This is a genomic window from Streptomyces sp. NPDC004327, from assembly GCF_042873935.1.
GTDB lineage: Bacteria > Actinomycetota > Actinomycetes > Streptomycetales > Streptomycetaceae > Streptomyces.
Genome location: NZ_JBIAME010000002.1, coordinates 70,276 through 92,238, shown reverse-complemented (window position 1 = coordinate 92,238; position 21,963 = coordinate 70,276). Strand labels below are relative to the sequence as shown.

Annotated in this window: 22 protein-coding genes; 3 read left to right on the top strand and 19 right to left on the bottom strand. The window is 69.7% G+C overall.

Annotation, left to right across the window (positions count from 1 at the left end):
• Positions 1-21: 21 nt before the first annotated feature.
• A complete protein-coding gene (locus tag ACFYU9_RS06430; protein ID WP_389343166.1) occupies positions 22-417 on the bottom strand; it encodes a DUF3307 domain-containing protein in 396 nt (131 codons plus the stop codon).
• 38 nt (positions 418-455) lie between these two features.
• On the opposite strand from ACFYU9_RS06430, the gene ACFYU9_RS06425 reads away from it, so the two are divergent.
• Positions 456-620, top strand: coding sequence for a hypothetical protein (locus ACFYU9_RS06425; RefSeq protein WP_389343163.1), 165 nt, complete (start codon positions 456-458; stop codon positions 618-620).
• Positions 621-629: 9 nt separating this feature from the next.
• On the opposite strand, the gene ACFYU9_RS06420 is transcribed toward ACFYU9_RS06425, so the two are convergent.
• Genes ACFYU9_RS06420 through ACFYU9_RS06405 form a run of 4 tightly spaced genes read right to left on the bottom strand, consistent with a single transcriptional unit; the run spans position 630 to position 2,660 of the window.
• Complete coding sequence (locus tag ACFYU9_RS06420) at positions 630-965, bottom strand: RRQRL motif-containing zinc-binding protein (protein ID WP_389343160.1); 336 nt, start codon at positions 963-965, stop codon at positions 630-632.
• The gene (locus ACFYU9_RS06415; RefSeq protein ID WP_389343157.1) at positions 962-2,122 is read right to left on the bottom strand and encodes a conjugal transfer protein; all 1,161 of its coding nucleotides are present in this window, start codon (positions 2,120-2,122) and stop codon (positions 962-964) included. Before ACFYU9_RS06415 ends, ACFYU9_RS06420 begins: the two co-directional genes overlap by 4 nt.
• Complete coding sequence (locus tag ACFYU9_RS06410; RefSeq protein WP_389343154.1) at positions 2,119-2,394, bottom strand: DUF6303 family protein; 276 nt, start codon at positions 2,392-2,394, stop codon at positions 2,119-2,121. Before ACFYU9_RS06410 ends, ACFYU9_RS06415 begins: the two co-directional genes overlap by 4 nt.
• Positions 2,394-2,660: a DUF6284 family protein gene (locus ACFYU9_RS06405; protein ID WP_389343151.1), complete on the bottom strand. Its 267-nt coding sequence runs from the start codon at positions 2,658-2,660 to the stop codon at positions 2,394-2,396. Before ACFYU9_RS06405 ends, ACFYU9_RS06410 begins: the two co-directional genes overlap by 1 nt.
• 475 nt (positions 2,661-3,135) lie before the next feature.
• Here ACFYU9_RS06405 and ACFYU9_RS06400 point away from each other — a divergent pair, with 475 nt between their 5' ends.
• Positions 3,136-3,891 carry a GntR family transcriptional regulator gene (locus tag ACFYU9_RS06400; RefSeq protein WP_389343148.1) on the top strand — a complete coding sequence of 252 codons (756 nt, stop codon included), beginning with the start codon at positions 3,136-3,138 and terminating at the stop codon, positions 3,889-3,891.
• A gap of 29 nt (positions 3,892-3,920) precedes the next feature.
• Positions 3,921-4,442 (top strand): AAA family ATPase, encoded by a 522-nt coding sequence (locus tag ACFYU9_RS06395; protein WP_389344119.1) that lies wholly within the window; start codon positions 3,921-3,923, stop codon positions 4,440-4,442.
• Positions 4,443-4,717: 275 nt separating this feature from the next.
• Here ACFYU9_RS06395 and ACFYU9_RS06390 read toward each other — a convergent pair whose 3' ends face one another.
• The 14 genes from ACFYU9_RS06390 to ACFYU9_RS06325 all read right to left on the bottom strand — a co-directional run bounded on the left by ACFYU9_RS06390 (position 4,718) and on the right by ACFYU9_RS06325 (position 21,835).
• Positions 4,718-5,650, bottom strand: coding sequence for a pentapeptide repeat-containing protein (locus tag ACFYU9_RS06390; RefSeq protein ID WP_389343146.1), 933 nt, complete (start codon positions 5,648-5,650; stop codon positions 4,718-4,720).
• Positions 5,651-6,001: 351 nt separating this feature from the next.
• Positions 6,002-6,634: a hypothetical protein gene (locus ACFYU9_RS06385; protein ID WP_389343144.1), complete on the bottom strand. Its 633-nt coding sequence runs from the start codon at positions 6,632-6,634 to the stop codon at positions 6,002-6,004.
• A gap of 11 nt (positions 6,635-6,645) precedes the next feature.
• Positions 6,646-8,985 (bottom strand): hypothetical protein, encoded by a 2,340-nt coding sequence (locus ACFYU9_RS06380; RefSeq protein WP_389343141.1) that lies wholly within the window; start codon positions 8,983-8,985, stop codon positions 6,646-6,648.
• Positions 8,986-9,006: 21 nt separating this feature from the next.
• Positions 9,007-9,429 carry a hypothetical protein gene (locus tag ACFYU9_RS06375; RefSeq protein WP_389343138.1) on the bottom strand — a complete coding sequence of 141 codons (423 nt, stop codon included), beginning with the start codon at positions 9,427-9,429 and terminating at the stop codon, positions 9,007-9,009.
• A gap of 242 nt (positions 9,430-9,671) precedes the next feature.
• On the bottom strand, positions 9,672-10,376 hold the full coding sequence (locus ACFYU9_RS06370) for a hypothetical protein (protein WP_389343135.1): 705 nt from the start codon (positions 10,374-10,376) through the stop codon (positions 9,672-9,674).
• Positions 10,373-11,023 carry a hypothetical protein gene (locus ACFYU9_RS06365; RefSeq protein ID WP_389343132.1) on the bottom strand — a complete coding sequence of 217 codons (651 nt, stop codon included), beginning with the start codon at positions 11,021-11,023 and terminating at the stop codon, positions 10,373-10,375. Before ACFYU9_RS06365 ends, ACFYU9_RS06370 begins: the two co-directional genes overlap by 4 nt.
• A gap of 2 nt (positions 11,024-11,025) precedes the next feature.
• Positions 11,026-13,344 carry a hypothetical protein gene (locus ACFYU9_RS06360; RefSeq protein ID WP_389343129.1) on the bottom strand — a complete coding sequence of 773 codons (2,319 nt, stop codon included), beginning with the start codon at positions 13,342-13,344 and terminating at the stop codon, positions 11,026-11,028.
• 23 nt (positions 13,345-13,367) lie between these two features.
• Positions 13,368-13,784, bottom strand: a complete 417-nt coding sequence (locus ACFYU9_RS06355; RefSeq protein WP_389343126.1) for a hypothetical protein — start codon at positions 13,782-13,784, stop codon at positions 13,368-13,370.
• A gap of 222 nt (positions 13,785-14,006) precedes the next feature.
• Positions 14,007-15,245: a type VII secretion-associated serine protease mycosin gene (gene mycP, locus ACFYU9_RS06350; RefSeq protein WP_389343123.1), complete on the bottom strand. Its 1,239-nt coding sequence runs from the start codon at positions 15,243-15,245 to the stop codon at positions 14,007-14,009.
• A 17-nt stretch (positions 15,246-15,262) separates the two neighbouring features.
• Positions 15,263-16,753, bottom strand: coding sequence for a hypothetical protein (locus tag ACFYU9_RS06345; RefSeq protein WP_389343120.1), 1,491 nt, complete (start codon positions 16,751-16,753; stop codon positions 15,263-15,265).
• Between the two features lie 58 nt (positions 16,754-16,811).
• Positions 16,812-17,396 carry a hypothetical protein gene (locus tag ACFYU9_RS06340; protein ID WP_389343118.1) on the bottom strand — a complete coding sequence of 195 codons (585 nt, stop codon included), beginning with the start codon at positions 17,394-17,396 and terminating at the stop codon, positions 16,812-16,814.
• 67 nt (positions 17,397-17,463) lie between these two features.
• Positions 17,464-19,758, bottom strand: a complete 2,295-nt coding sequence (locus tag ACFYU9_RS06335; protein ID WP_389343115.1) for a xanthine dehydrogenase family protein molybdopterin-binding subunit — start codon at positions 19,756-19,758, stop codon at positions 17,464-17,466.
• On the bottom strand, positions 19,755-20,951 hold the full coding sequence (locus ACFYU9_RS06330) for a 2Fe-2S iron-sulfur cluster-binding protein (RefSeq protein WP_389343112.1): 1,197 nt from the start codon (positions 20,949-20,951) through the stop codon (positions 19,755-19,757). Before ACFYU9_RS06330 ends, ACFYU9_RS06335 begins: the two co-directional genes overlap by 4 nt.
• Positions 20,948-21,835, bottom strand: a complete 888-nt coding sequence (locus tag ACFYU9_RS06325; RefSeq protein ID WP_389218808.1) for an FAD binding domain-containing protein — start codon at positions 21,833-21,835, stop codon at positions 20,948-20,950. The genes ACFYU9_RS06330 and ACFYU9_RS06325 overlap by 4 nt, the downstream gene beginning before the upstream one ends.
• Positions 21,836-21,963 lie beyond the last annotated feature (128 nt).

Here is a 21,963-nt window from a genome sequence, read left to right as displayed (position 1 = left end):
CCGGGGTCTCCTTACTGCCGTTCAGGCGGCCAGGGCGAGGGCCGCGAGGGCAAGGGCGAGGATGTGGGCGGTCTGGTCGACGTGGGCGGCGCCGCCGTGCTCGGCCCATGAGGTCTGCCGCATGTGGGTCATCCACCAGCGGATCGGCCAGCGGCGGTCGATGAACGCGTGCGTGCCGCCGATCCACCCCAGCGCCACCACAGTGGCCGGGACGCTCACGCTCACACCGTCGAGCAGCAGAACGCCGGCCGCGAGGGCGAGCCCGCAGGCGGCCACATGGGTAGCGGCGTGCGTGAGGTTGGTCCGCCACCCCTCGGCGCTGTGGTCGGCCTTGTGGGCGGCCTGGTGGTCGGTCTGGAAGGGGTAGTCGGCCAGCAGGTGACCGAGGTAGAGCAGCACGAACAGGCTCGCGAACACGAGGGTTCTCCCTGGTGGGCGGCCGCTAGAGTCGCGGCATGGGGGTTATAGAGATCGAGGTCGATCCGCTGCCGTGCAAGTGGTGCCGGCAGCCGCTCGAACAGCGCCGGTGGTGGGCGCCGAAGCGGTTCTGTGGCAGGTGGCACCGGCTGAAGTACCGGGTCATGCAGGTCGTGGGGTTTGTTGTGGACCTGCTGACCTAGCGGCCGTCCTCAGGCGGCTTCCTGCTCCGGGTAGGCGCAAGGGGTGCACATGCCGAGCGTCGACGGGATGCGGTAGCCCGCGTCCCGCCCGCACTCCGGGCAGACCCGCCGCGCGGCGTTCGCACGGCCGAGGGCGGCCCACTTCGCAGGGGTCATCGGGCGGACCGGCAGGGCCAGGTCCACCCGGTACAGGAAGGCGACCAGCGGGCCGCGCCGGCGGCGGGGCCGCTCCAACTGGGCGACGACGTCCTGACCACCCGGGCGCAGACCCTGCGCCCGAAGCTGCCGGAACGTCGCCAACCCCTCCGGCGCGAGACGCCACGGGTAGACGGGGATCGCGCTCACGCCGCCGGCCTCTCAGCCTTCAGCGTGTCGCGCAGCCACCGCCCCTTCTCCGGGGACGTGCGCAGCGCCTTGCGGATCCGGTCGGCCGTCAGATGCTCAACCGGCCACGACCCAGTCAACTGCCGTGCCTCAGCGAGCAGTTCCTCCTTCGAACGACGCGGCATCGGAGTCTTGGCCGCCTCGGGCACCCGACGGGTCACCCGACGCGGGGTCGACTGCTCGGCGGCCACCGCGCGGACCACGACCGGACCGGTCGACTGCACCGGCGCGGCCACGACGGGCGGCGGGGTGGACTCTTCCAGCTCGAACAGGTCACACGGGTCGAGGTCGAGCGGGACCGGCTCCAGGGCCGGAACGGGCTGCTCAGAGGTAGACCGTTCCATGCTGGTATGGGTCGATTCCTCCGCATTTACGGAGTGGACCGGTCGGGTAGACCGATCGACCTCCAGCTCCACCGTCATGTCGGCCGGAGCCTCGACCGGTCCGGCGCGAAGCTCCGGGGCAGTCGGGGTGGTCGTGATGGTGAACATGGCGGCGAGGGCGGCGTTGGCGCCCTCGGTGAGCTGGTGGCGCTGGACGTCGAGCAGCTGCTCGCCGAGCGCGAGGTCACCGGCGCCCACCTTCCGCGCGAGCCTCCACGAGACCCGCTCGGACCACCACTGAACCTTCTTGCTGGGGTGGTTCGCGGCCCGCGCCCGGTGATAGGCGAGGGCCTGCACGACGCCGGCCGAGCGGCGCTCGGCCTCGGCGTCTCGACCGTCGCGGTAGACCACGATCCGCCGGGCGAGGAACGCGGCGCCTTCGGCCGAGGCGGTCATGCCGAGCGGGGTCAGCGCGTAGATGACCATCTCGCCCGGGGTCTTGGCCGCCATCGCCGACATCGCCGAGGCGGCGGTGGGAAGAGCCCACAGCCCCGCCCGGATCACGAGCGGCGCGGACTGCCCCAGCAGCGTCAGACCGAGCAACACGACGGCCAGGACGGCGGTGGCGCCCTCACCGGCCGCGACCGCACCCACCGCGGTGCCGGAGCCGTAGGCGGCCCGGATGTTGGTGAAGGTGCCGAACGCGCCGGCGCCGCCCGTGGCGAGCATCGGCACGAACGCGACACCCAAGACCCACTTCTGAACCCGGGACAGCGGCTTGCCCGTGGCGGTCACGACGCACCCCCGCCTGCGAGCGGGAGGACGTCGAGCGAGGCGAGCAGCTCGACCTCGTCCGTCGGCTCGTTGCGGAGTTCCTGCCACTCCCACTCGCTGCCGGCCGCCTCGTAGCCGAGGGCGGCGAGCGCCTCGGTCCGCTCGGCGAGCGTCGGGATGGGGGCCTGGCGGGCGAAGTCGTGGGCGGGCCAGTCCTTGGCGTCGGCGCTGCCGTCGACGACGTACAGCTCCCATCCGAAGATGCGGGTGCATGCCAGTCGGGCGGAGTGCATCACGCCGCACCGCCGGCCAGCGCCACACCGGCGCGGTTGGTCAGGTCCCGGCGGGCCGCCAGCACCCGGTTGCGGTGCCGGCGCAGCCGCCGGTCGTCCAGCTCGGTGACCGGACGGTCCAGCAGGGTGATCTCCACGTCGAGCAGGTCGACCTCCGCCAGGATCAGCGGCATCTCCTGCTCGATCGCGTCCAGCTCCGCGCCCGACGGCTCACCGTCGAACGCGACGGCCGTAACAACGGCCTGAAGTGCAGCGATGGACTTCATTGGGTGTGTTCCTTCCAGAGAGGAACGGCCCGAACAGAGCCCCCGGTGTTCGAGCACCGGGGGCTCACGCCGTTAGAACCAGGAATCTCCGGCTCCCCTCGACCCCGCCCGCACGAGACGGGCAGAGGAGGCAACCGGCCGCAGCCGTGACGGCTGCGGCGAGATGAGTACTGCGATGTCCCCTTCAGGTCTGCGACTCCCGTGTCAGGTAGAGCCGCCATGCCTGGCGAAGGCGTATGGGGACGTGACCTTTCGGTCTAAGCCCTCCGGTTGACCAGGGACCGGGACCCTCGGCCCGCTCTATCCCGGGCCCCTTGACCTCGAATGACCCCTGAATCAGGGCGCATTGAGGTCCTGAACCCGTTGACCGGACGAACCGACCGGCGGGCACATCCCTAAGGTTCCCTAGGGTTCCCTGCGGTGTCAAGCGGTAAGCTAGGGAACCTCAGGGAAGTCACCACAGGGAGTGAGCGATATGGCAGGCCAGGCCGACAATCGGGCGCCCTACGCGAGGATCGCCGCCCACTACACGGAGCTGATTACGTCCGGTCAGCTTCAGCCCGGGACGCTCTTGCCGAGCATCAAGAACCTCTCGGAAGAGTGGAAGGTCAGCACCGCGACGGCGGAAAAGGCGCTGCGCAAGCTGCGCAACGAGGGTCTTGTCCGGGGCATCCACGGCATCGGCACCGAGGTCCTCGACGCGCCGGCCCCGATGTCTTCCGGGTCCCAGCGACAGGACCGGGGGCGCCGCACCGGGTCTAGCTGGGGAGACGGCGAACGGTCCGACTCGCATCAGGCCGCCGTAGTGCCCGCGCCCGCGGAAGTGGCACAAGCGCTCGACATCCCGCCCGGCTCTGACGTGATCCGCCGTAGCCGCGTCTACAGGGATCGGCACGGCATCGTCGCTCACAGCACGTCGTGGATTCCCGCTCGGTACGGCAAGCTGATCCCTCAGCTGGCAACGAGTGAACGACTGACGGGGGGAACTTCCCTCCAGCTCATTGCTCAGGCGACCGGCCACCCGATCAGCCACCGAATCGACAGCGCCTCAGCCTCGCTGCTGACGCCCGAATACGCCCGGCTCTTGGAGCTGGAACCCGACAACCTGTCGACAGAACCCGTAGTTGTGATGACCGCAAAGTTCGTCGACAACGAGGGCAACATCGTGGAGTACGGCGTCGACCTGGGAGGACCGGGTCGGACGTGGCGCACCGAATCGGAGGTCTCGTGACGCTGAAAAGGCCGCCGTTCTGCGTCCTGATGGCCGGGCTTCCCGGCTCGGGCAAGACCACCCTCTCGCGCGCGCTCACCGCTCGCGGGTTCGAACGGCTGTGTCCGGACGAAGAGATGTTCCGCCGGCATGGTGTCTACGGAGTGGACTTCCCCCGGGGCATCTTCCCGACCCTTGAGCGACCGGTGCTGGAAGACGTGGCGGTCGAACTCCGCGAGCAGCTCAAGGCGGGTCACGATGTCGTCGTTGACCACGGTTTCTGGACTCCGGAGGACCGGGCGAAGTGGCGAGAGATCGCCGTCGATGCGGGCGCGATCCCTGTACTCGTCTACCTGGCAGCCAGCCATGACGAACTCTGGGCACGGGTCAGCAGGCGCAACGAGTTCCACGCCAATGATCCGAACTCGATCTACTTCTCGGAGAGTGACCTACAGCGGTACCGCAAGCGGTTCATTCCTCCTCAGGCCGACGAGCCGCACCTGCTGTATGACGGTGACGCTACAACCGTGCTTCGCGCTCTGAAGGAAAGTCGCCGTGGCGCTGAAGGGTGATGCGCGCGCCTGGCCGGCAGTGCAACCTGTCGCCTTCCACTCCATAGCTGCATGAAAAGCTGGAGCGAACGGGCTACGGGACCGCCTCCGTCTGTGCAGTCGCCGCACCCGGCCGATCCCCACATGAGGTCGGCCGGGGCAAGCATTGCGGCTATGAGTGTGCGGCAGCGATGCGGATCAGCCGCGACAGCGGCCAAGAAGGAAGTAGGACGATCCCAGAGTCTTCCAGAGGGAGCACGGCTCCGGATCACTCATCCATCTGCGCCGTCTCGCCGCTATGAGTCGAGGAGCTTCTTCACTTCCGACTTCAGCGCCAGCGCATCGGGGATCTTGGTGGTTCGATCGAAAGTCATCTCAAGGAGCTGCTCCACATCCATCTCAGCCGACAGCCCATCACCCACCAAGTCCGCGCCCCGGATGTCGGCTCCATTCGTCTTCGCTTTCCAAAACTCTGCTGCTTCGAGTCGCGCCCCTCGAAGGTTCGCGCCAGTGAGATTCGCCCGATAGAACAATGCTCCAGCGAAGCTGGCCCCTTCGAAGCGCGAGTGCGAAAGATCAACCCAGTACAAAGCCGTGAACGAAAGGTCCAACGTCTGAGACTCGGTTCGTTCGGGACGCCGACCAAGGACCGTGAGCGCGGCCTGGACGTCGTCCGGCACTCCGCGGGGTTCCTCGTCGCTGTGATGATTCTCCAGCGCGTACTCTGGGTCGGGGCGAGGTGCCTGCTGCCTGACGAACGCTGCGAGCACCTGCACAACCGTGTCATGGTCTTTCGCCGAATCCCTCATAATGCGTTCGAGAGCGTAGATGCCCCCCAACCGCTCGGTAAGCCTGCCGCTACGCGAACCCTTCTCGTCCTGGGTCGCCAAGAGCTTGATGGCTTCGACATACCGGTCTGTTACCTGAGCCTCGCGCGTCAACTCGGCAGTCTCGCGGTCCTTCTTCTGTGTGTGCTCGAACTGCTGGAGCGCATGCTGATGATTCCGGTGCGTGTAGTACAGGCCGATTGCCGCTGTCGCCGCCACACCGAGGGCCACGATCATGGTGCGGAAGCCCGTGATCACAACGCCGTCGGCCGGTTGCAAATCCCGCGTGCGCAGGTGGGCTCCGTCAAGCCACCATGGGCCCTTCCACAACAGCAGCGCGTAGCCCAAGACCAGCAACGCAGCAGCAACCCCGTACGCTCCCCGGCGTATCCACTTCCTCATGACCAGAGTATGTCGCCACCCGAGAGCTGCCCGGACGGGAACGGGATCATTCAGACCCAGGGGCCGTACGAAGCTCCTGCGCCCTACCAGCGACCGTAAGCGGAACATCGCCATCGCGGCGCCCGTCTCAGTTTCCGTCTCGTTCACGGCCGTCCGCGGGCGTTCACCGACGTGCGCGGGACCCGCGGGAGGGGCCTGGTGAACACCCATGAACGGGAGCGAACGGTCCCGATCACGGGCCTGACCAGCGGGGACAGACCTGCAAAGCGAGTTACGTCGGTTCGATTCCGATCACGGTCTCCAGACAGCGGGGGTGGCTCTCCTCAGGAGAGCCACCCCCGCTTCGCGTTGCTACTTGGGCGTGAGGACCGGCTTGTCGGGCAGCCCTGCGTTGTCACGGCAGCCGAGCTTCTTGACGACGGCGAGGGTGACGGAGTGAAGGACGGTGAGGTTGGCTTCGCGGACGGCGGGGGTGTCGGGAAGCTTGGACTTGTTGAACCTGAGTGCCCCCCGGATGCGAGCCGGCCGCTGATCGGATCCCTTGAGCTGGGAACTGACGCAGGTGACGAACAGGTACGCCCTTTTCGGTCCGGACTGAGCTTCCCGTCCCATGGCGTACGGATGGAGTCCCCGAGCGGGGGCATCGCCGAAAAGATCGTCGTCGTAGTACAGGCCGAAATCGATGTCGATCCGATCGGTGCCTTCGGACGCCCCGGCACGGCACAAGGGAGGGTGCAGTGACCATCGCTCACGCTTGGCGTAGTCCTCGATCAACTGCTTCTCGACACGCGCCAGACCACCCGACGGGGCGTCATCGAATGTCCTGGTGCTCAGCACCTCCTCAAGGGCTTGGGCCGCCTCGGGAGAAAGCGTGTCGTCGCACTGCTGCGCGGCCGTCACACGCTGCTCCTCCGGCTCTTCACCACCTCCGCAGGCTGCGAGCAGAAAGCAGGCGGTCAGCCCCAATGCGACCGACTTGATCACTTTCCTCATGATCAATCGGTCTCCGAGGCGTTTCCGGTCTGCCCGGTCAGAGCGTTGCCCTTTGCATATCCGCCGTCGACGGACTCGATGAGGTCCTGTCTGAAGTCATCGCTCACGTGCGACCGGTGCGCTTGCACAAACCGTTCCATGGGCCATTCGGCGCTGTACCTACCGGCTTCGTAAATGGCTCGCCTGTCGTCGTGGATCTTCTCCTCCGTGGATTCCTTGTGGTCCTCGACAGACTTGTCGGACCAGTCTCCGACGACCTGCCCCGCGAGAGTTTCCATGGCGCCGGAGCCGGTATCGACAGCGAGCGGCACGAGGATGGCAGCGGCCCCGGCGGTGGCGGCAGTGGCCGGCAGGAAGGCCACACCGGCCGCGATGGCAGCCGTGGTGCCGAACTCCACCCAGGCGCCCTTCTTCGCCTGCGCTTTCTCATAGTCCTCGTGGGTCTTCATGCCCTCGGCCTCGACCTGCTTGGCACGCGCCTCGTCCAGCATCCCCTGAAGCGTGGCCCCTGTACGGGCGGCCTCGCGGGCATGGGCTTCGTCGATGTTGCCATCGGCCCCGACTTGAGCTTCCAGCACGCTGGTGATGTGAAGACGCTCAGCTGTGGACACCGTGGCGTACGCGTCCGGATGCTGCCCCAAGGTGCTCAGGAATTTGGCCGCCATCTCGCGGCTGAGCTCCGCGTGTCCGGAACCGTCCCCGGTGGGCGCGAAGGGACTGGTCGGTTCGCCCTTGGTCAACGCCCAGTTGAGATCGTCGATGTAGCCGGCACCCATGTTGCCGAGACTGTCGGCCATGGTGGACTGGTACTTCTTGAGGAGTTCGGCATCGCCCCCGTATGCGCCGACCACATCGCTCATGATCTTGGCTGTCGTCGCGTCCCGGTTCAGTTCAGGCTTGGGGTCGTCCCACGCATGCCCCAGCGTCGCCGCTTCCAGCGCATGCCCCAGCGCATCCGGCATGTAGTCCGCGGCCTTCTTCGCGGAGCCGGGGTCATGGCCGTCGATGTCGGCGAAGAACTCGTACTTCTCGTTGGCGAAGAAGTCGAGGTAGTTCTCAATCTTTCCGCCGTCCTTGCCCTTGCCGAGGCTGAGACTGCCGCCGACGCTGCCGTCCCTCTCGTACGCCGTCGGATCCGCCGAGAAGAACTCCTTCGCCGCCTCCGGGCTGTGCCCCAGCGCCTCCAGCACGGGAATCATCGGGTCGTACCCCGCGCCGTTCACCCCGGACGGGTTGAAGGGATCGTGCAACCAGCCCGCCATCATCGGCTTGCTGTTGGCGAAGAGGTACGGCTCCTTCGCGTGCAGCTGGGTGACGTGCTCCGCGATCGGCACCAGGAACTTCGGGTCGTAGTCCCCGTACCGCATGATTCCGCCGAGCAGCTGGTAGCCGAACGCCGGGTTGCTGTCGTACCTGGCGAGCGGAATGCGTTCCGTGCCGAGTCTCCGCATGTCGGCGGACCACTGCTCGGTCCAGCGGTCGCCGCCCTGGGTCGCCGTGGCGAGGTTGACCCCCAGGTTCTTCTGCAGCGCCTGGACGTCCGCCAGGCGCTGCTTGTCCAGACGCCCGGTGTCGTCGTCGATCGTGTCGGTGGACAGCTGGCCGAAGAACTCCAGCGCGCCCTTGGGCCCGAGCCCTCCGTAGAAGGACCTCGCGAACTCCTTCGAGGCCTTGTTGTCGCCGAGCAGCTCGTTGAGCTGCACCAGTTCCTCGTGGGAGAGGTCCCGGCCCTTGCCGGCCAGGTCGACCGCGCGTCCGGCCTCTTCGGCGTCGAGGCTGGTGTACTTCGGGGCGCTGAAGTCGTGCTTGTCGCGGGTGATGTCGGCGCGGAGCGCGCTGGCGCAGGACACGTCGGCGTCGTCGCAGCTCTCGATGACGGCGTCGATGCGGCGTTGCAGTGCGTCGATCGCGGCGCGCTCCTTGCGTACGGCGAGGGGGGAGGCGGGTTCGTCGCGGGCGACGGCGTCGTACTGGAGCGAGTACGCGGCTTCGACGGTTCCGTCGCTCTTCACCACGAGGTGCTGGTGCGGGGCGTCGGTCTCGACGATCTTCGCGAGGTCGTCCTTTGCTTTCCTGAAGGTCTGGTAGCCGTCCTGGAGGACCTTGCGAATGCCGTCGGCCGCCTTCGCCGCGTCCGCGAACTCCTTGGCGGTCTTGTCGATGAAGGGCTTCGTCACCTGGGCGTTGACGCCGTGCCAGTCGTCGTCCCGGGCCCTGGCGGCCATGGTGGTGCGGGCGTCCTCGGCGAGCGTGTCCAGCTTGGCCTTTATCTCGGACCAGCGGTCGGCGGCGGCCTTCATCTTGTCGAGCGGCGCGTGGTACACGTTGTCAAAGGTCAGCACGGTCTGCCCCTCCCGGCCGGCTTACTTGAAGTACTCGCTGATCCTGGACACGGCGAGCGCGGTTCTGATCTCGTCGTCGTCCTTGGCGTGCGCGGCGGCGCTGTAGTCCAGGTGGTTGGAGATGTGCGCGCACGCGTCGAGCAGCGCGCCGAGCTGCGAGGTCCAGGTGTCGTTGACCTCCGCCATGGCCGCCCCCGTCCGGAAACCGCTCCTGGACAGCCCGCTCGCGGCCTCCGCCGTGTCACCGCCCGCGTGCTTCCCGTCCTTGAGCAGGCGCCCGTGCAGCTCGTACGCGGCGTGCCCGAGGGCGCCCAAGTGGTCCTGCCGCACCTTGAGATCGGCCCCGCCGCCGGGCCCGCCGCCGCCAGGCGCCTGGTTCAGCCGCATGCTCACGCGGGCTGCGGCGGCGCTCCGCTCGGCAGCCCATTCCTCGTCGAACGACACGATTCCCACCGGCGGTTGCCCGCGTGGCTCGGTGGAGTCTTCCCTTCCGGAGCGCCGGAGTTTACTCACGCACATGGGTGTGGCGGGACGCCTGCGTCAAGAACGCGCCTCGTACAGAAGGCCGTTCACCAGGGCAGTCGTCCGGACAGCCGGGCTCCTCGGAGCAGACGAAGTACACCCGGACGTAGACGACGCCGACGCCTGGGTGTACTCCGAACGAGTACCAGCCTGTCTAGTGCGCGTCACACCTTCACTGGCGACGGCACCCCCGGCGCCAGCTTGTCGTCCACGCAACCCAGCTCCTTCGAGATCTGCCGGGCGGCGGCGTTGGCGAGGGTGATCAGCTGCGTCCGGCGACGCAGGCTGGCGTTGTCGACACCATCTGCTACCAGTGCCACAGTCTCGATGATGATCCCCTTCGCAGGCGGCTTGACCTGACACGTGAAGTACACGGTGCCTTGGCCTCCACCTGCGAGGGCCTGCACCCCCGAGGAGTACCAGGTCGTCTTGTACGCGAGCCGAGCATCCCGCCCGGGGGCTCCCGACACCCCACGCACATCGACCTTGAAGTAGCGCTCCCCACTTGGGGCCGGGTCGTTCAACAGCCAGCAATAGGCGTACCCCTGCGGCCGCGTCGGGTCTTCCTGGCCCACACGAATCCCATCACGCAGCCCGGCAAGAGCCTTCTCAGGAATCGAAAGCCCCTCGTCGAACTGGTCCGCTCCCGTCACGCTCTTCAGCGCGGCAGTCGTCTCAGGCTCCCGCGCGAATCCACCGCACACCTCGGCCGCCGCCGTGGGCTCCGGCGCCGGCGGCTCCCCATTGCCGCTCGAGCATCCGGCGAGAAGCGCCACTGCCATCGCCGAAGCGCCAAGGCTGCGGCCAACACCCGCACGACGCCACGACTCGGCCTTCAGCCGCCGTCTGCCACCCAGGAACCGCGTCATGAGCCCGCCACCGGCGTCGGCGTCCCGGGCGCCAGCTTGTCATCCACGCAACCGAGCTCCTTGGAGATGTGCCGGGCGGCAGCATTGGCGAGGGTGATCATCTGCGTGCGCCGCCGCAAGTCGGAGTCGTCGCGGCCCGCCGGCGCGCGCACCGCCGTCTCGATCACTGCCGGGCGATCCGTTGTCTTGAGACGACAGGCGAAGAACACCTTGCCGTGGCTCTCAGTGGCATAGGCCAGTTCCCCTGAGGCGAACCAGGTGGCCCCCAGCCCGGGATCCCTCCTCGGCGCCTTCCCGGCCACGCCACGCACGTCGACGGCGAGGTCCTCGTCCGCGATCCCCTGTCCGGCAGGGAGGAGCCAGCAGTACGTGTAGCCTTGAGGCCGTCCGGGATCCTGCAGCCCTGTTCGCACGAACTCCCGCAGGTACTTCAATGCCTTCCCCGGCCGAGACAGGTCCTCGGTGAAGCGTTCGCTCCCCATCAGCGCCTTCAGTGCGGCAGTGGAGTCCTTCGCGAATCCACCGCACACCTGCGCTGCGACTGTCCCTTCCGGCTGTTCCGGCTTGCCACTCCCGCCGTTCGAGCAGCCGACGAGCGCCGCGGCCGTGGCCACAGCCACTCCGATCCGGGTCAGCACCGTCCGCACGGTCAGTCCTTCTCGTAAGGGTCGGGAAGTACGTTGTCATGACCGTGGACGCGTGAATTCCTGACCACCTCGACCAAGTGCTCGTCGAGAAAGTTTCGTTGATCCTGGCTCCATCCGGGAGCCAGGTAATAGGCAATGCCCGGCTTGAGGGAGTTCTGCCTGCCCTCGGTCAGCGCCGCTTCCTTCAGTTTGTCCGAACTCTCCTTGAGGGCCTTGTCCTTCTCGTACCCTTCGGCGACGTCATCGGCCTCCATTCCGAGGAAGGTCACTACAGCACCGCCCACGGTCTCGGTCGCGAGCGGGACGAGCGCACCACCGGCGCCACCGGTCAACGCCGCGACACCACCCGCCGCCACGGCGCCCACGCCGAACTTGACCCATTCGGTCGTCTTGCCGACGGCCTTCTTGTGTTCCTCGGAGTCGTGCTCGTAGTCCTTGTCGATCTGCTCCATGCGGCACTCGTCCAGGATTCCCTGGGTCTCCGAGCCGATGCGCAAGGTCGTCCGGGCGTCGGTGAGGTTCATGTCAGTCAGCTGGGAGCCGGGCTTGGGGCCGACCTCGTCCAGGACGCTGGTCGTGTAGATCATCTCGGCCTGGGAGAGCATGGTGTGCCCCGTCTCGCTCTGCGCGACGGTTCCCAGGAAGTTGACCGCGTCGCCCCGGTTCCAGAGCAGCTTGGTGTCGAACTCCTTACCGAAGCGCGAGTGTCCGTCCTTGTCGTTGAACCCGAACGGCGAATTCTCCTTCTCCTGCGTATCCGTGTCGAAGTCCGTCTCCATCGACCGGTTGAACTCGTCGATGTATGCCGCGCCCATCTTCCCCAGGCTGTCGTCGATCCCCGGCTGCTCGTGCATGTACTTCGGGTCGCTGCCGTACCGCTCCACGACCTTCTGCATGACCTCGGCGTTGTCCTTGGTCCGTACGTCCTTCAGGCCCTCCGGGTCCGCGTCGTACGCGTGGCCGGTCGTCGCCGACTCCAGGGCGTGGCCGAGGGCGTTGTAGCCCGGCTCCTTCGACATGTCGCCCTTGTCGGTGAGCTCGTCGGGCCACTTGCGGTCCTTGGAGAAGTAGTCGAAGGCGTTGAGCTTCTTGTCGTCCTTCGTGTTGTCGGGCGTGACGTCGATGTCGCTGTTGAAGAAGTCCGTGGACGCCTTGGGGTTGTGGCCAAGGGCCTCCATGAAGCCGATCATGGGGTCCTGGCCCATGTCGCCGCCCTGCCAGTTGACGTGGTTCGTCATGCCCCCGGTGGTGAGCCAGACACGGTCGGCGGGGAGGCGGCCGTCGTGGGTCATCTTGCGTTCGGTGGCGACGAGGCTGTTGCCGTAGTCCTTGAGGAACTTGTCGTCGAAGTCACCGACACGCATCAGGCTGCTCATGACCTGGAAGCCGTACGGGTGGGTGCCGCGGGTCTGGATGGGTTCGGCGCCGGCCTTGATGAGATCGGTCTTCCACTGGTCCATCTCCGGGCTGTCGGAGCGGGTCGCGGAGGCGAGGGTGAGGCTCCAGTTCTTCTGGAGTTCGGCCAGCTTGTCGCGGTGGTCGACGCCGAGGCGGGAACCGTCGCTGGGGTCTCCCATGTCAGCCCAGTACTCCAGGCTGCCCTTCGGCCCGACCTCCAGGGCGAACCGCTCGGCGAAGTACTGGTCGTGCGCATTGGCCTTGAAGAGCGCGTTGAGCTTGTCGATCTCCGCCGGGGAGGCGTCGTCGCCCTTCTTGTAGAGCTCGTACGCGGCCTTGGCGTCCTCCGCGTCCTGCGCCTTCGACGCCGCCTTCAGCGAGTCGTAGCTGGTGTCGGAGAAGTTGTTCTTGTCGCCGCCGACGAGCCCGCGCAGGGCCCGCGACGCCACGTCGTCGGCGTCGTTGGCCCGGTCGACGGCGGCCTTGATCTTGGCGCGCATCGCATCGAAGTCGGCCTGGGTGGGCTTGGGGCCGTCGTAGCCCTCGGCGCGACGGTCGGGGTGGATGAGGTACGCGACGGTGCCGTCGGGGTCGATGCGGACGCCCTTGCCGGGAGCCTCCTCGATCAGCTGTTCCAGCGCGCTCTTCGCCGCCTTGAACTCGCCGCTGGCGTCACGCAGGACATTGCGGATGCTGGTGGCCTCGGTGAGAGCGTCGCCGAACTCCTTGGCGGTCTTCCGTACGAACGCCTGCGTGACGCTTGCGTTCTGGCCCTTCCAGTCCGCCTTGTCGGCTTTGGCCCGCAGCCCGTTCTCCGCCTTCTCCTTGGTCTTCTCCAGCTTGGTCACCGTCTCCGACCAGGCCGTGACGGCCTCGTCGAGACCACCGATCCGGGCGTGCAGCACCTGATCGAACTTCAGCATCTGAATCCCTCGCCGGCCGCGGCTTACTTGAAGTGGTCGTTGATCAAGGACACGGAGAAGTTGGTGACCAGCTGCTCCTCGTGGTTGGCGTGCGTGATCACCGTGTCCTCAAGGTGGTTGTGGATGTGCGCGCACGCGCTCAGCAGCGTCTCCGCCTGCGTTCGCCACGTGTCCCACATCGTCCACATCGCCGACCCCGTCAGGAACCCGTCCTTGTCCAGCTCCTTCGACGCCGTGTCCGTCTGCGCACCCGCATGGAACGCGTCGGCCTCGAACCAGTGGAACAGCTCCTGCGCCTCATTGCCGACCGCCTTCAGATCGGGGGCCGTGACGACGTAGTCGTCGCCTCCGCCGCTCCCGCCGCCGGGGCCGTCCGGCACGCTGTTCAGCCGCATGGCCGCGGCCTCGCGCAACTGACGCCACTCTTCGTCGAACGACATGCTTCCCCCGCGTGTGCTTCAGCTTGTTCTTCACATCAGCAAGCGTGTTGAGCTACGGACCGGCGCAATCCTAGTGCAGCGAACAACAACTGGTCCGAGTAGAAACGGTGTAGAGCGGGTGGACCGCAACCTCCGCCAGGTGATCGCGATCCATCCCGCCCGCAAATCCGTCAAGTCCGCCTCAACGGCGGGGAGGCGGCGAGGAGGCGGCGGAGGTGTGGCTCACCCCCGGCGCGAACGCAGCACGGGTACGGCGACGGCCGCGCCGACCAGCAGCGCCGCGGCGAGCCCCAGGCCGATCCAGAGCCCGGTGTTGCTGTTCCCGCCGTCTTCCTGCGCGGCAGACCCGGGGGCGGGGGCGGGAGTTGAGGCGGGGCTCGCCGGTGCGGTGGGGGTCACGGATGCGGACGGCGAGGCCGTCTGCTCCGCCGGCAGGTCCGGGATGGGCCGGACCCCGGCGGGGCCGGGATCGCCCGGCGTCTTCAGGGCACGCAGCGGCCGGATGGCCCCGTACCCGAGGTAGTCGTTGCGGCCACCGCCGTCGTTCGGGGCGGCGAGGGTGTTCAGCATGACCTTGAGTACCTGGTTGTTGGTCCAGTCGGGATGCTTGGCCCAGATGAGGGCGGCCGACGCGGAGGCGAGGGCGGTGGCGTCACTGGTACCGGTCGACTTGCAGAGACCGGTGCCGCCGCCGCAGGCGTGGACGGTGTCCTTGCCAGGGGCGACGAGGTCGACCTGCGGCCCGTACTGGGACATGGGGATGCGAGTCAGCTTCTTGTCGATGGCGCCGACGCCGACGACTCCGGGGGTGGCTGCCGGGTATTCGGGTGCGTTGCCCGCCTCGGCGTCGTTGCCCGTCGCCGCGAAGACAAGGGCCCCCTTGTCCAGGGCGTACTTCACGGCATCGGTCAGCCCTTGGGAGCCCAAGTCCGCGCCGACGGACATGTTGATGACCTTGGCCCCGGAGTCGGCGGCGTACCTGATCGCGGGAGGCAGGGCGCGGACGAATTCCTCGTCGCCCTTCTGCTGGCTCTTCCGCCCCGCGTCGAGTCCCGTGACCCTGACCGGCAGGATACGGGCGCCGGGCGCCAGCCCGACGGCTCCGTTGCCGCCGTCACGTGCTCCGGTTCCGGCGATGAGGCCGGCCATGCCCGTGCCGTGTCCCGTGTAGTCGGTGAACTGGTCCCCCGGCCGATCGGTCGCGAAGTCCTTCCCCTCCAGCACCTGGCCCGCAAGATCGGGGTTGCTCTTGTCGACGCCCGAGTCGATCACCGCGACGGTGACGCCCTGCCCCTTGCTGATCCGCCAGATCTCCTCCGCGTGCAGGGTGTCCAGGTGCCACTGCTGCGATCGGATGCTCTCGGCGTGCGCGGGCACGGACGCGATGCCAACCAGCAGCATGCCCAGGCCGGCCGAGGCGAGGTTCCGGGCCCGGCTCCGTCGAATACCGCTGGTACGCATCTGCTCCCTCGCGCCGTTCAGTCGATGACGGGCGGTGCCGTGCGGCGGCCGCCCTGCTGCCAGGTCTCTTCGTCCTCGACAAGGTAGTCGGGACGCTCGCCCCGGCTCTCCTCGCGTTCGTTCGCGCCGCGCACGAGCCCCGAGCCGCCGGGCGTGAACGGGCGCCCGCCGACAGCCCCGGGCCGCTGCGCGCGGCCGCCGACCACACCGCCCGTCTCGGAGGCGAGCCGCCGGCCTCCGCTGATGCCACTCTGGCCACCGCTGGGCCCGCCGGCGTGACCTCCCAAGGGAGGACCGGCCATGGGGCCACGGCCGACGCCGGTGCCGGTGCGCCCGGCGGTGGGCTCCTGGCCGATCACCGTGCTCCGTGGAATGCCGGTGGCGGGACCGCCGGGGTTGCTCGGTACGGGACGGCCGCCGGTGATGCCCTCGCGGGGCATCCCGGGCAGCGGGCCGTTCGGGCCGAGACCGGTCCGGCCGCCCGTGACCGGAGGCGCCTTGATGCCGCTGACCGGCGGAATCGGGGCCGGGCTCGGCGGGACGGTGAAGGGCGGCGTCGGTAGCGGGACCGGCGGCTGGCCCGTGGTGGGCGGGGTGAGGGTCGTCGGCGGCATGCCGGTGGTCGGCGGCGGGGTGACGGTCGTAGGCGGCGGAAGGGTGTGCACGCTGTCGATGCCCAGGTCCGCCGGGACTTCGGGCCGCGCGACCTGGACCGGTCCGACAGTGTCGCGCGTCGGCTGGACGACCCGGATGTCGGGCAGAGACCGGCCGTCCGGCTGCGTACGCGTCGTGCTCGTTCCGGTGTCCGTGCCGGTGTCCGTGCCGGTGGTGCGGCTCTCGGTGCGCGACGAAAATCCGATGTACTGGGACTCGCCTGCGGAGGTGCGGCCTTCTTCCGGCACGAAGTCCACCGGCGGCGGCTGGAACGACGGCAGCCGGAAGCTCGCCATCTGCTTCCCCGACCACTCGTACGCCCCCGACAGCCGCTCCATCTCCGCAGCCGCCGCCTGCCTGTTGGCCTCTTCCTTCGCCTTGATCGCGGCCGCGTCGGCGCCGTCCGGGGCCATCTGCGTCCGGGCGTTGCGGGCGATCGTCTGGGCGTCGGGGTCGTTGTGGTACTTCTGCGCCGCCGCCAGGTTCTCCTTGGCCTCGGCGCTGGAGGTGTAGCGCGGGATGGCGCTCTGGGCTGCGGCGATCGCGTCGGCGGCCTGGGTGAGCCAGCTCGCGGAGTGGGAGCTGTAGTCGGCGAGGCTGTGGGTGGTGCTGGCGAGGCTGGTGGTCCATTCCAGGAACGCCTTCTCGGCCTCGCCCTCCCATCGCACCCCGCCCGGGCGCTTCTTCAGTTCGCCGGCGATCTCCCGCATTTTCGTCGCGGCGCGCTCCAGGCGGTCGCTCGCGTCGCGGACGTAGAAGCTGCTGGCCTGGTCGAGCCAGTTCAGCATCTGCTGGTGCGGCATCGACTGGAAGTCGGTTCCGCCGCCGCCCCCGCTGTTGTCGTTGATCTCCATCGAAGGTCACTCCCTCCCCGAGTTGCCGGAATCCGTCGGCCGCGCCGGCGCCGGCGCCTCAGCCAAGGTCGGCGTCGCCGCCGGCCGTCTGCGTGGGCTCAGGTGCGCCCGCGGCCGTCTGCGTGGGCTCCGGTGCGCCCGCGGGCGCCGCCGGCGACTGGGGCACTCCCGCGCCCGTGGTCGTGGCATCCGGCTTCCCGGACGGCGTGGTGTCGTAGCCGGCCTGCTTGTCGGCCGCGGCCTTGGCGTCCGTCACCCGCCTGGTGATGGCCAGCATCTTGCCGCGGATGTCGTCGTCGGTGTCCTCCATGCCGTTCTTGGAGATGCCGACGGCGATGCCCATGCCCTCGAGGCAGTCGGACAGCAGCCCGGAGAGCCGGGTCAGCTCCGCGAGCACGCCCTTGTACGACGAGAAGATCGCGTGCGCCTCGATCCACTGCTCGCCGCCCCCGCCGAACTGGCCGCGGGCCACCGGGTCGGCCCCCACCGCCTTCGGGGCGGCCGGAGAGGCGAGGAGGTCGGCGATCATCTCGTCGACGCCCTTCTTGAACTCCATCATCGACTCGGAGCTGTAGTGCAGGGCTTCTCGGCTCATGCCGCGCATGGCGTGGGCGCCACCCGCGCCGTCCACATACGCTTCCATGCCTGGCGCTCCTCCCCCGTGACCACAAGTCGCGCTTCACATAACGGAGTTCACTCTAGAACGCCGCTCAGACGGTGACCACCGCCGCCTGCGGCCTGATCGGCAGCCGGTTGACCGGTCGCCCCGTCGCCGCCCGTACCGCCGCCGCGACCGCCGCCGGTGAGGTCACGACCGGTACGGCGCTCGCCGGCTTGGCGCCGAACGGGGCCACGACGTCGCGTTCCTCGATCAGCTTCACGATGCGGATGTCGGGGGCGTCCAGGGCGGTGGGAAGGGCGTAGCCCGTCAGGTCGGGGTGGCGGACGAGGCCGCGGGAGGTGCGGAGGTTCTCGGTGAGGGCGGCGCCGACGCCCTGGGTGACGCCGGCTTCGATGCGGGTGGTGAGCTGGGCCGGGTTGAGGATGCGGCCGACGTCCTGGGCGACGGCCATCTCGACGACGCGGACCGCGCCGAGCTCCACGTCGACGTCGACGACGGCGCGGATGGCGCAGAAGGCGAGGCCGACGAAGGCGTCGCCCTGGCCGGAGTCGTCGAGGGGCTCGGTGGGGTGGGGGCGGCACTGGGCGGTGGCCCAGAGTTCCTTGCCGGCCATGGCCTCGGCGACCGTGGTGGACAGGACGCCGTCGTACGAGGTGATCTTGCCGTCGTTGATCTGGAGCAGCTCGGTCGACATGCCGAACTTGTGGGCCAGCGGCTGGAGGAGCTGGGTGCGGACCATCTTGGCGGCGCGTTCGACGGCGCCGCCGGAGACCCAGGTGTGGCGGCCGTGGGTGGCGGGGCCGGCCGGGGGCTGGTCGGTGTCGACGGGGGCCACGTGGACCTCGTCGACGCCGAGGGTCTCCTGGACGATCTGGCGGGCCAGCGTCGAGAAGCCCGAACCCGTGTCCACCGCCGCGCAGATGACGGTGGCGACGCCGTCGAGGACCCGTACGGTGGCCGTGGAGACCTCGTCCGTGCCCTCGGCGCCCAGCATGTGCACCATGCCGATGGCGTAGCCGACGCCCCGCCGTACGGCGCCCGGTTCGCCCGCGCCGTCCGGGCCGCCGGGCAGCAGCCAGTCCTCCTGCGGGGCGTCCATCGGGAGGTCGGGCAGCGGGAAGTCCCGTACGGCGGCGAGGAGTTCGGCGACCGGGGCCGGGCAGGTCACGGTCTGGCCGGTCGGCAGGATGTCGCCGGTGGCCAGCACGTTGCGCATGCGCAGTTCGGCCGGGTCCATGCCGATCCGGGCCGCCAGCTTGTCCATCTGCGCCTCGTACGCGGCGCACACCTGCATCGCGCCCTCGCCCCGCACATGGCCGGACGGCGGGTTGTTGGTGCGCATCGCCCAGCCCTCGACGAAGGCGTGGGGGACGACGTACGGGCCGCAGGCGAAGGAGACGGCGGCGGCCAGCGACTCGGCGGAGGAGTCGGCGTACGCGCCGGCGTCGAGGAGGATCTGCGCCTCGACCTTCACCAGCCGGCCCTCGGCGTCCGCGTGGTGGCGGTAGCGCAGCAGGGTGGGGTGGCGGTGGGCGTGGCCGAGGAAGGACTCCTCGCGGGTGGCGGTGAGCTTGACCGGGCAGCCGGTGCGCAGGGCGAGCAGGCCGAGCGGGATCTGGAAGCCGGGGTCCTCGCGGTCGCCGGTGGCGCCGGGGACGCCGGTCACGACGACCTTGACCTGCTCGGGCGGCAGGCCGAAGCAGGCGGCGGCGAGGTCGCGGTCGGTGTGCGGGTCGGTCGAGGCGGTGTAGATCTCGACGCCGCCGTCGGGGCGGGGCACGGCGAGCGCGGCCTCGGCGCCGACGGGGGCGGTGTCCTGGCGGCCGATCCGGTACAGGCCCTCGACGACGACCTCGCCGGTGGCCGCCTCGTCGCCGAAGCGGAGCGGGATGTGCCGGATCAGGTTGCCGTCGGGGTGCAGCGGCGGCGCGGCGAACGCCTTCTCGGGGTCGGTGACCGGCTCCAGGACCTCGTACTCGACCGCGATGGCGGCGGCCGCGAGCCGGGCCGTGTCCGGGTGGTCGGCGGCGACGGCGGCGATGGCCTCGCCGTGGTGGCGGACCAGGTCGGCGGCGAAGACGGGGCGGTCGGCGATCGTGCGGCCGTACGTGACGGCGCCGGGCACGTCGGCGTGGGTGACGACGGCCCGTACGCCGGGCAGTTCCGCCGCGGCCGAGGTGTCGATCGACACGATCCGGGCGTGCGGGTGCGGGGAGCGCAGGATCGCCGCCCACAGCAGGCCCTCGGCCCACAGGTCGGCGGCGTACGGGTAGGTGCCCTCGGTCTTCGCCCGCGCGTCGGCCTGCGGGAGCGACACACCGAGACCGAGTCCGGCCAGGCCGGGGCCCTCCTCGGGCTCCGTGGTCGTCGGGTCGCCGGTCACGCGATGCCTCCGTCGTACGGGTGGGGAACCTGGTGCGGGATCTGGTGCGGGATGCGGGCGGCCTCGGCATCGTCGCCGAACAGCGACGGCTCCGGGCCCTCGCCCTCGGCGGCCTCGCCGCGCGCGGTGACGACCTCGCGTACGGCGTCGAGGACGCCCCGGTAGCCGGAGCAGCGGCACAGGTTGCCGCACAGGGCCTGCCGGGTCTCCAGCTCGGTCGGGGCGTGGTTGCCTTCGAGCAGGTCGTGGACGGTCATGGCCATGCCGGGGATGCAGAAGCCGCACTGCACGCCGCACTTCGCCAGCGCCTGCTGCACGTCGGACGGCTCGCCGTCCACGGCCAGGCCCTCGACCGTCCGCACCTCGCTGCCGGCCGCGGTCGCCGCCGGCACCAGGCAGGAGGCCACGAGCCGGCCGTCGACCTGCACGTTGCACGCGCCGCACTCGCCCTGCGAGCAGCCGTCCTTGGCCCCGGCGAGGCCGAGGCGCTCGCGCAGCACGTACAGCAGCGACTCGCCGATCCACGACTCGGTGACCGGGCGGTCGGCGCCGTTCACGCGGAGCACGTAGGAGATGTGCGGGTGCTCGTCGCTGTCGACGGTGCTGTCGAGGGCGAAGTCCGCCGGCACGGGCTCGGGCATGGCTACGGGCTCGGGCTCGGGCTCGGGGGCCTCCCGTACGGGTTCCGGAGCCGGTGCCGGAGCCTCCTGTACGGGCTGCGGTGCCGGCTCAACGAATTCCTGTACGGGTACGGGCTCGGCCTCCGGCTCCCGGACGGCCTCCGACGCGGCCTCCGGCGCCGGCTCCGGCTCCTGCACCGCCCACGGGGCCGGCGCGCCGCCCGGCAGCGTGGCCGGGGCGTCGCCCGTGTACCGCGCGAGCCGGGAGGCCGTGTACTCGCCCGAGTCCTCCAGCGCCTCCGCGCCGTCCTCGATCGTCGGGATCGTCCAGGAGGCGGTGGGCGTCTCCTCCGGCGCCCAGGCGGCGCCAGCCTCCGGCACGTGGGGCGTCAGCGGGGCGATGACCGGCGGCACGTAGCCGTGTCCGGGCGCCTCCAGCGGGACGCCCGCCAGCATGAAGTCCGGCGGCAGCTGCACGAAGGCCGTGGCGTCGCCGTCGTACCCCTCGCTCTGCGGGATCGGCTCCCAGCCGCCCGCCTGCGGGTTCCCCTGTGCCTGTGCTTCGTCGCTCACGACAGCGCCCTCCCCAGTGCCCGTCGGGCCAGCGCGGCGACGGTGCGCCGCAGGTGCAGTACGCCCGGGGGCAACGGCTCGTCGCCCTGCGGGTCCGGAACGCAGGCGGCGCCCACGTACTCGCCGAAGGCCGTCAGCGCCTCCGGGGCCAGGCCGCGCTCGTCGTCCCAGTCGATCAGGGAGGCGATCCACTGCTCGGCCTCCAGCGGCCGCAGCGGCATCGGCGCGATCGCGCCCACGGCGCAGCGCACGCCGCGGCGCGCCGGGTCGAGGACGACGGCGACGGAGGCGGTGGCGCGGGCCGGGCCGGTGCGGCCGGTGGCCTTGAGGAAGACCTGCGGGGCGTGCAGCAGCGGTACGCGCACGAAGGCGACCAGCTCGCCGGGGGCCAGCATGTCCCGCCCGGCGAGCAGATGGCTCACGGGCAGCTCGCGGCTGCCCAGCGGGCCGACGACGACGAGGTCGGCCTCCAGGGCGGCGAGGACGGGCAGCGAGTCGCCGGTGGGCGCGGCGGAGACGACGTTGCCGCCGAGGGTGCCGGCGTTGCGGATCTGCGGCGGGCCGGCGACGCGCGAGGCGGCGGCCAGGGCGGGGATGAGGGCCGCGAAGTCGGGGCGGCCCATCCGGGCGTGGGTGAGGCCGGCGCCGAGCAGCGCGTGGCCGTCCTGGTACTGCCAGCCGCGGATCTCGTTGATCCGGCCGAGACCGACCAGGCCGGCGGGGCGCAGCTGGCCGCGGTTGACGGCGGCCATGAGGTCGGTGCCGCCGGCCACGGGAACGGCGGCCGGCATGTCGGTGAGCGCCGCCACGGCCTCGTCGAGCGAGGCGGGCAGCGTCACGGACCGCGCCGTGTGTGGTGCCGTCTGTGGTGCGTGCGTGGTCAACCCGCTGCCCCTTCCCGGTGTCCCGGAGATCCCCGACGTCCCGGCTGTCACGCCTGTGTGGGCGTACCGTACGTGCTCACGGCCCGGACGTGGCAACTCTGGCACATCTTCCGAGCCGTACGTCGCGA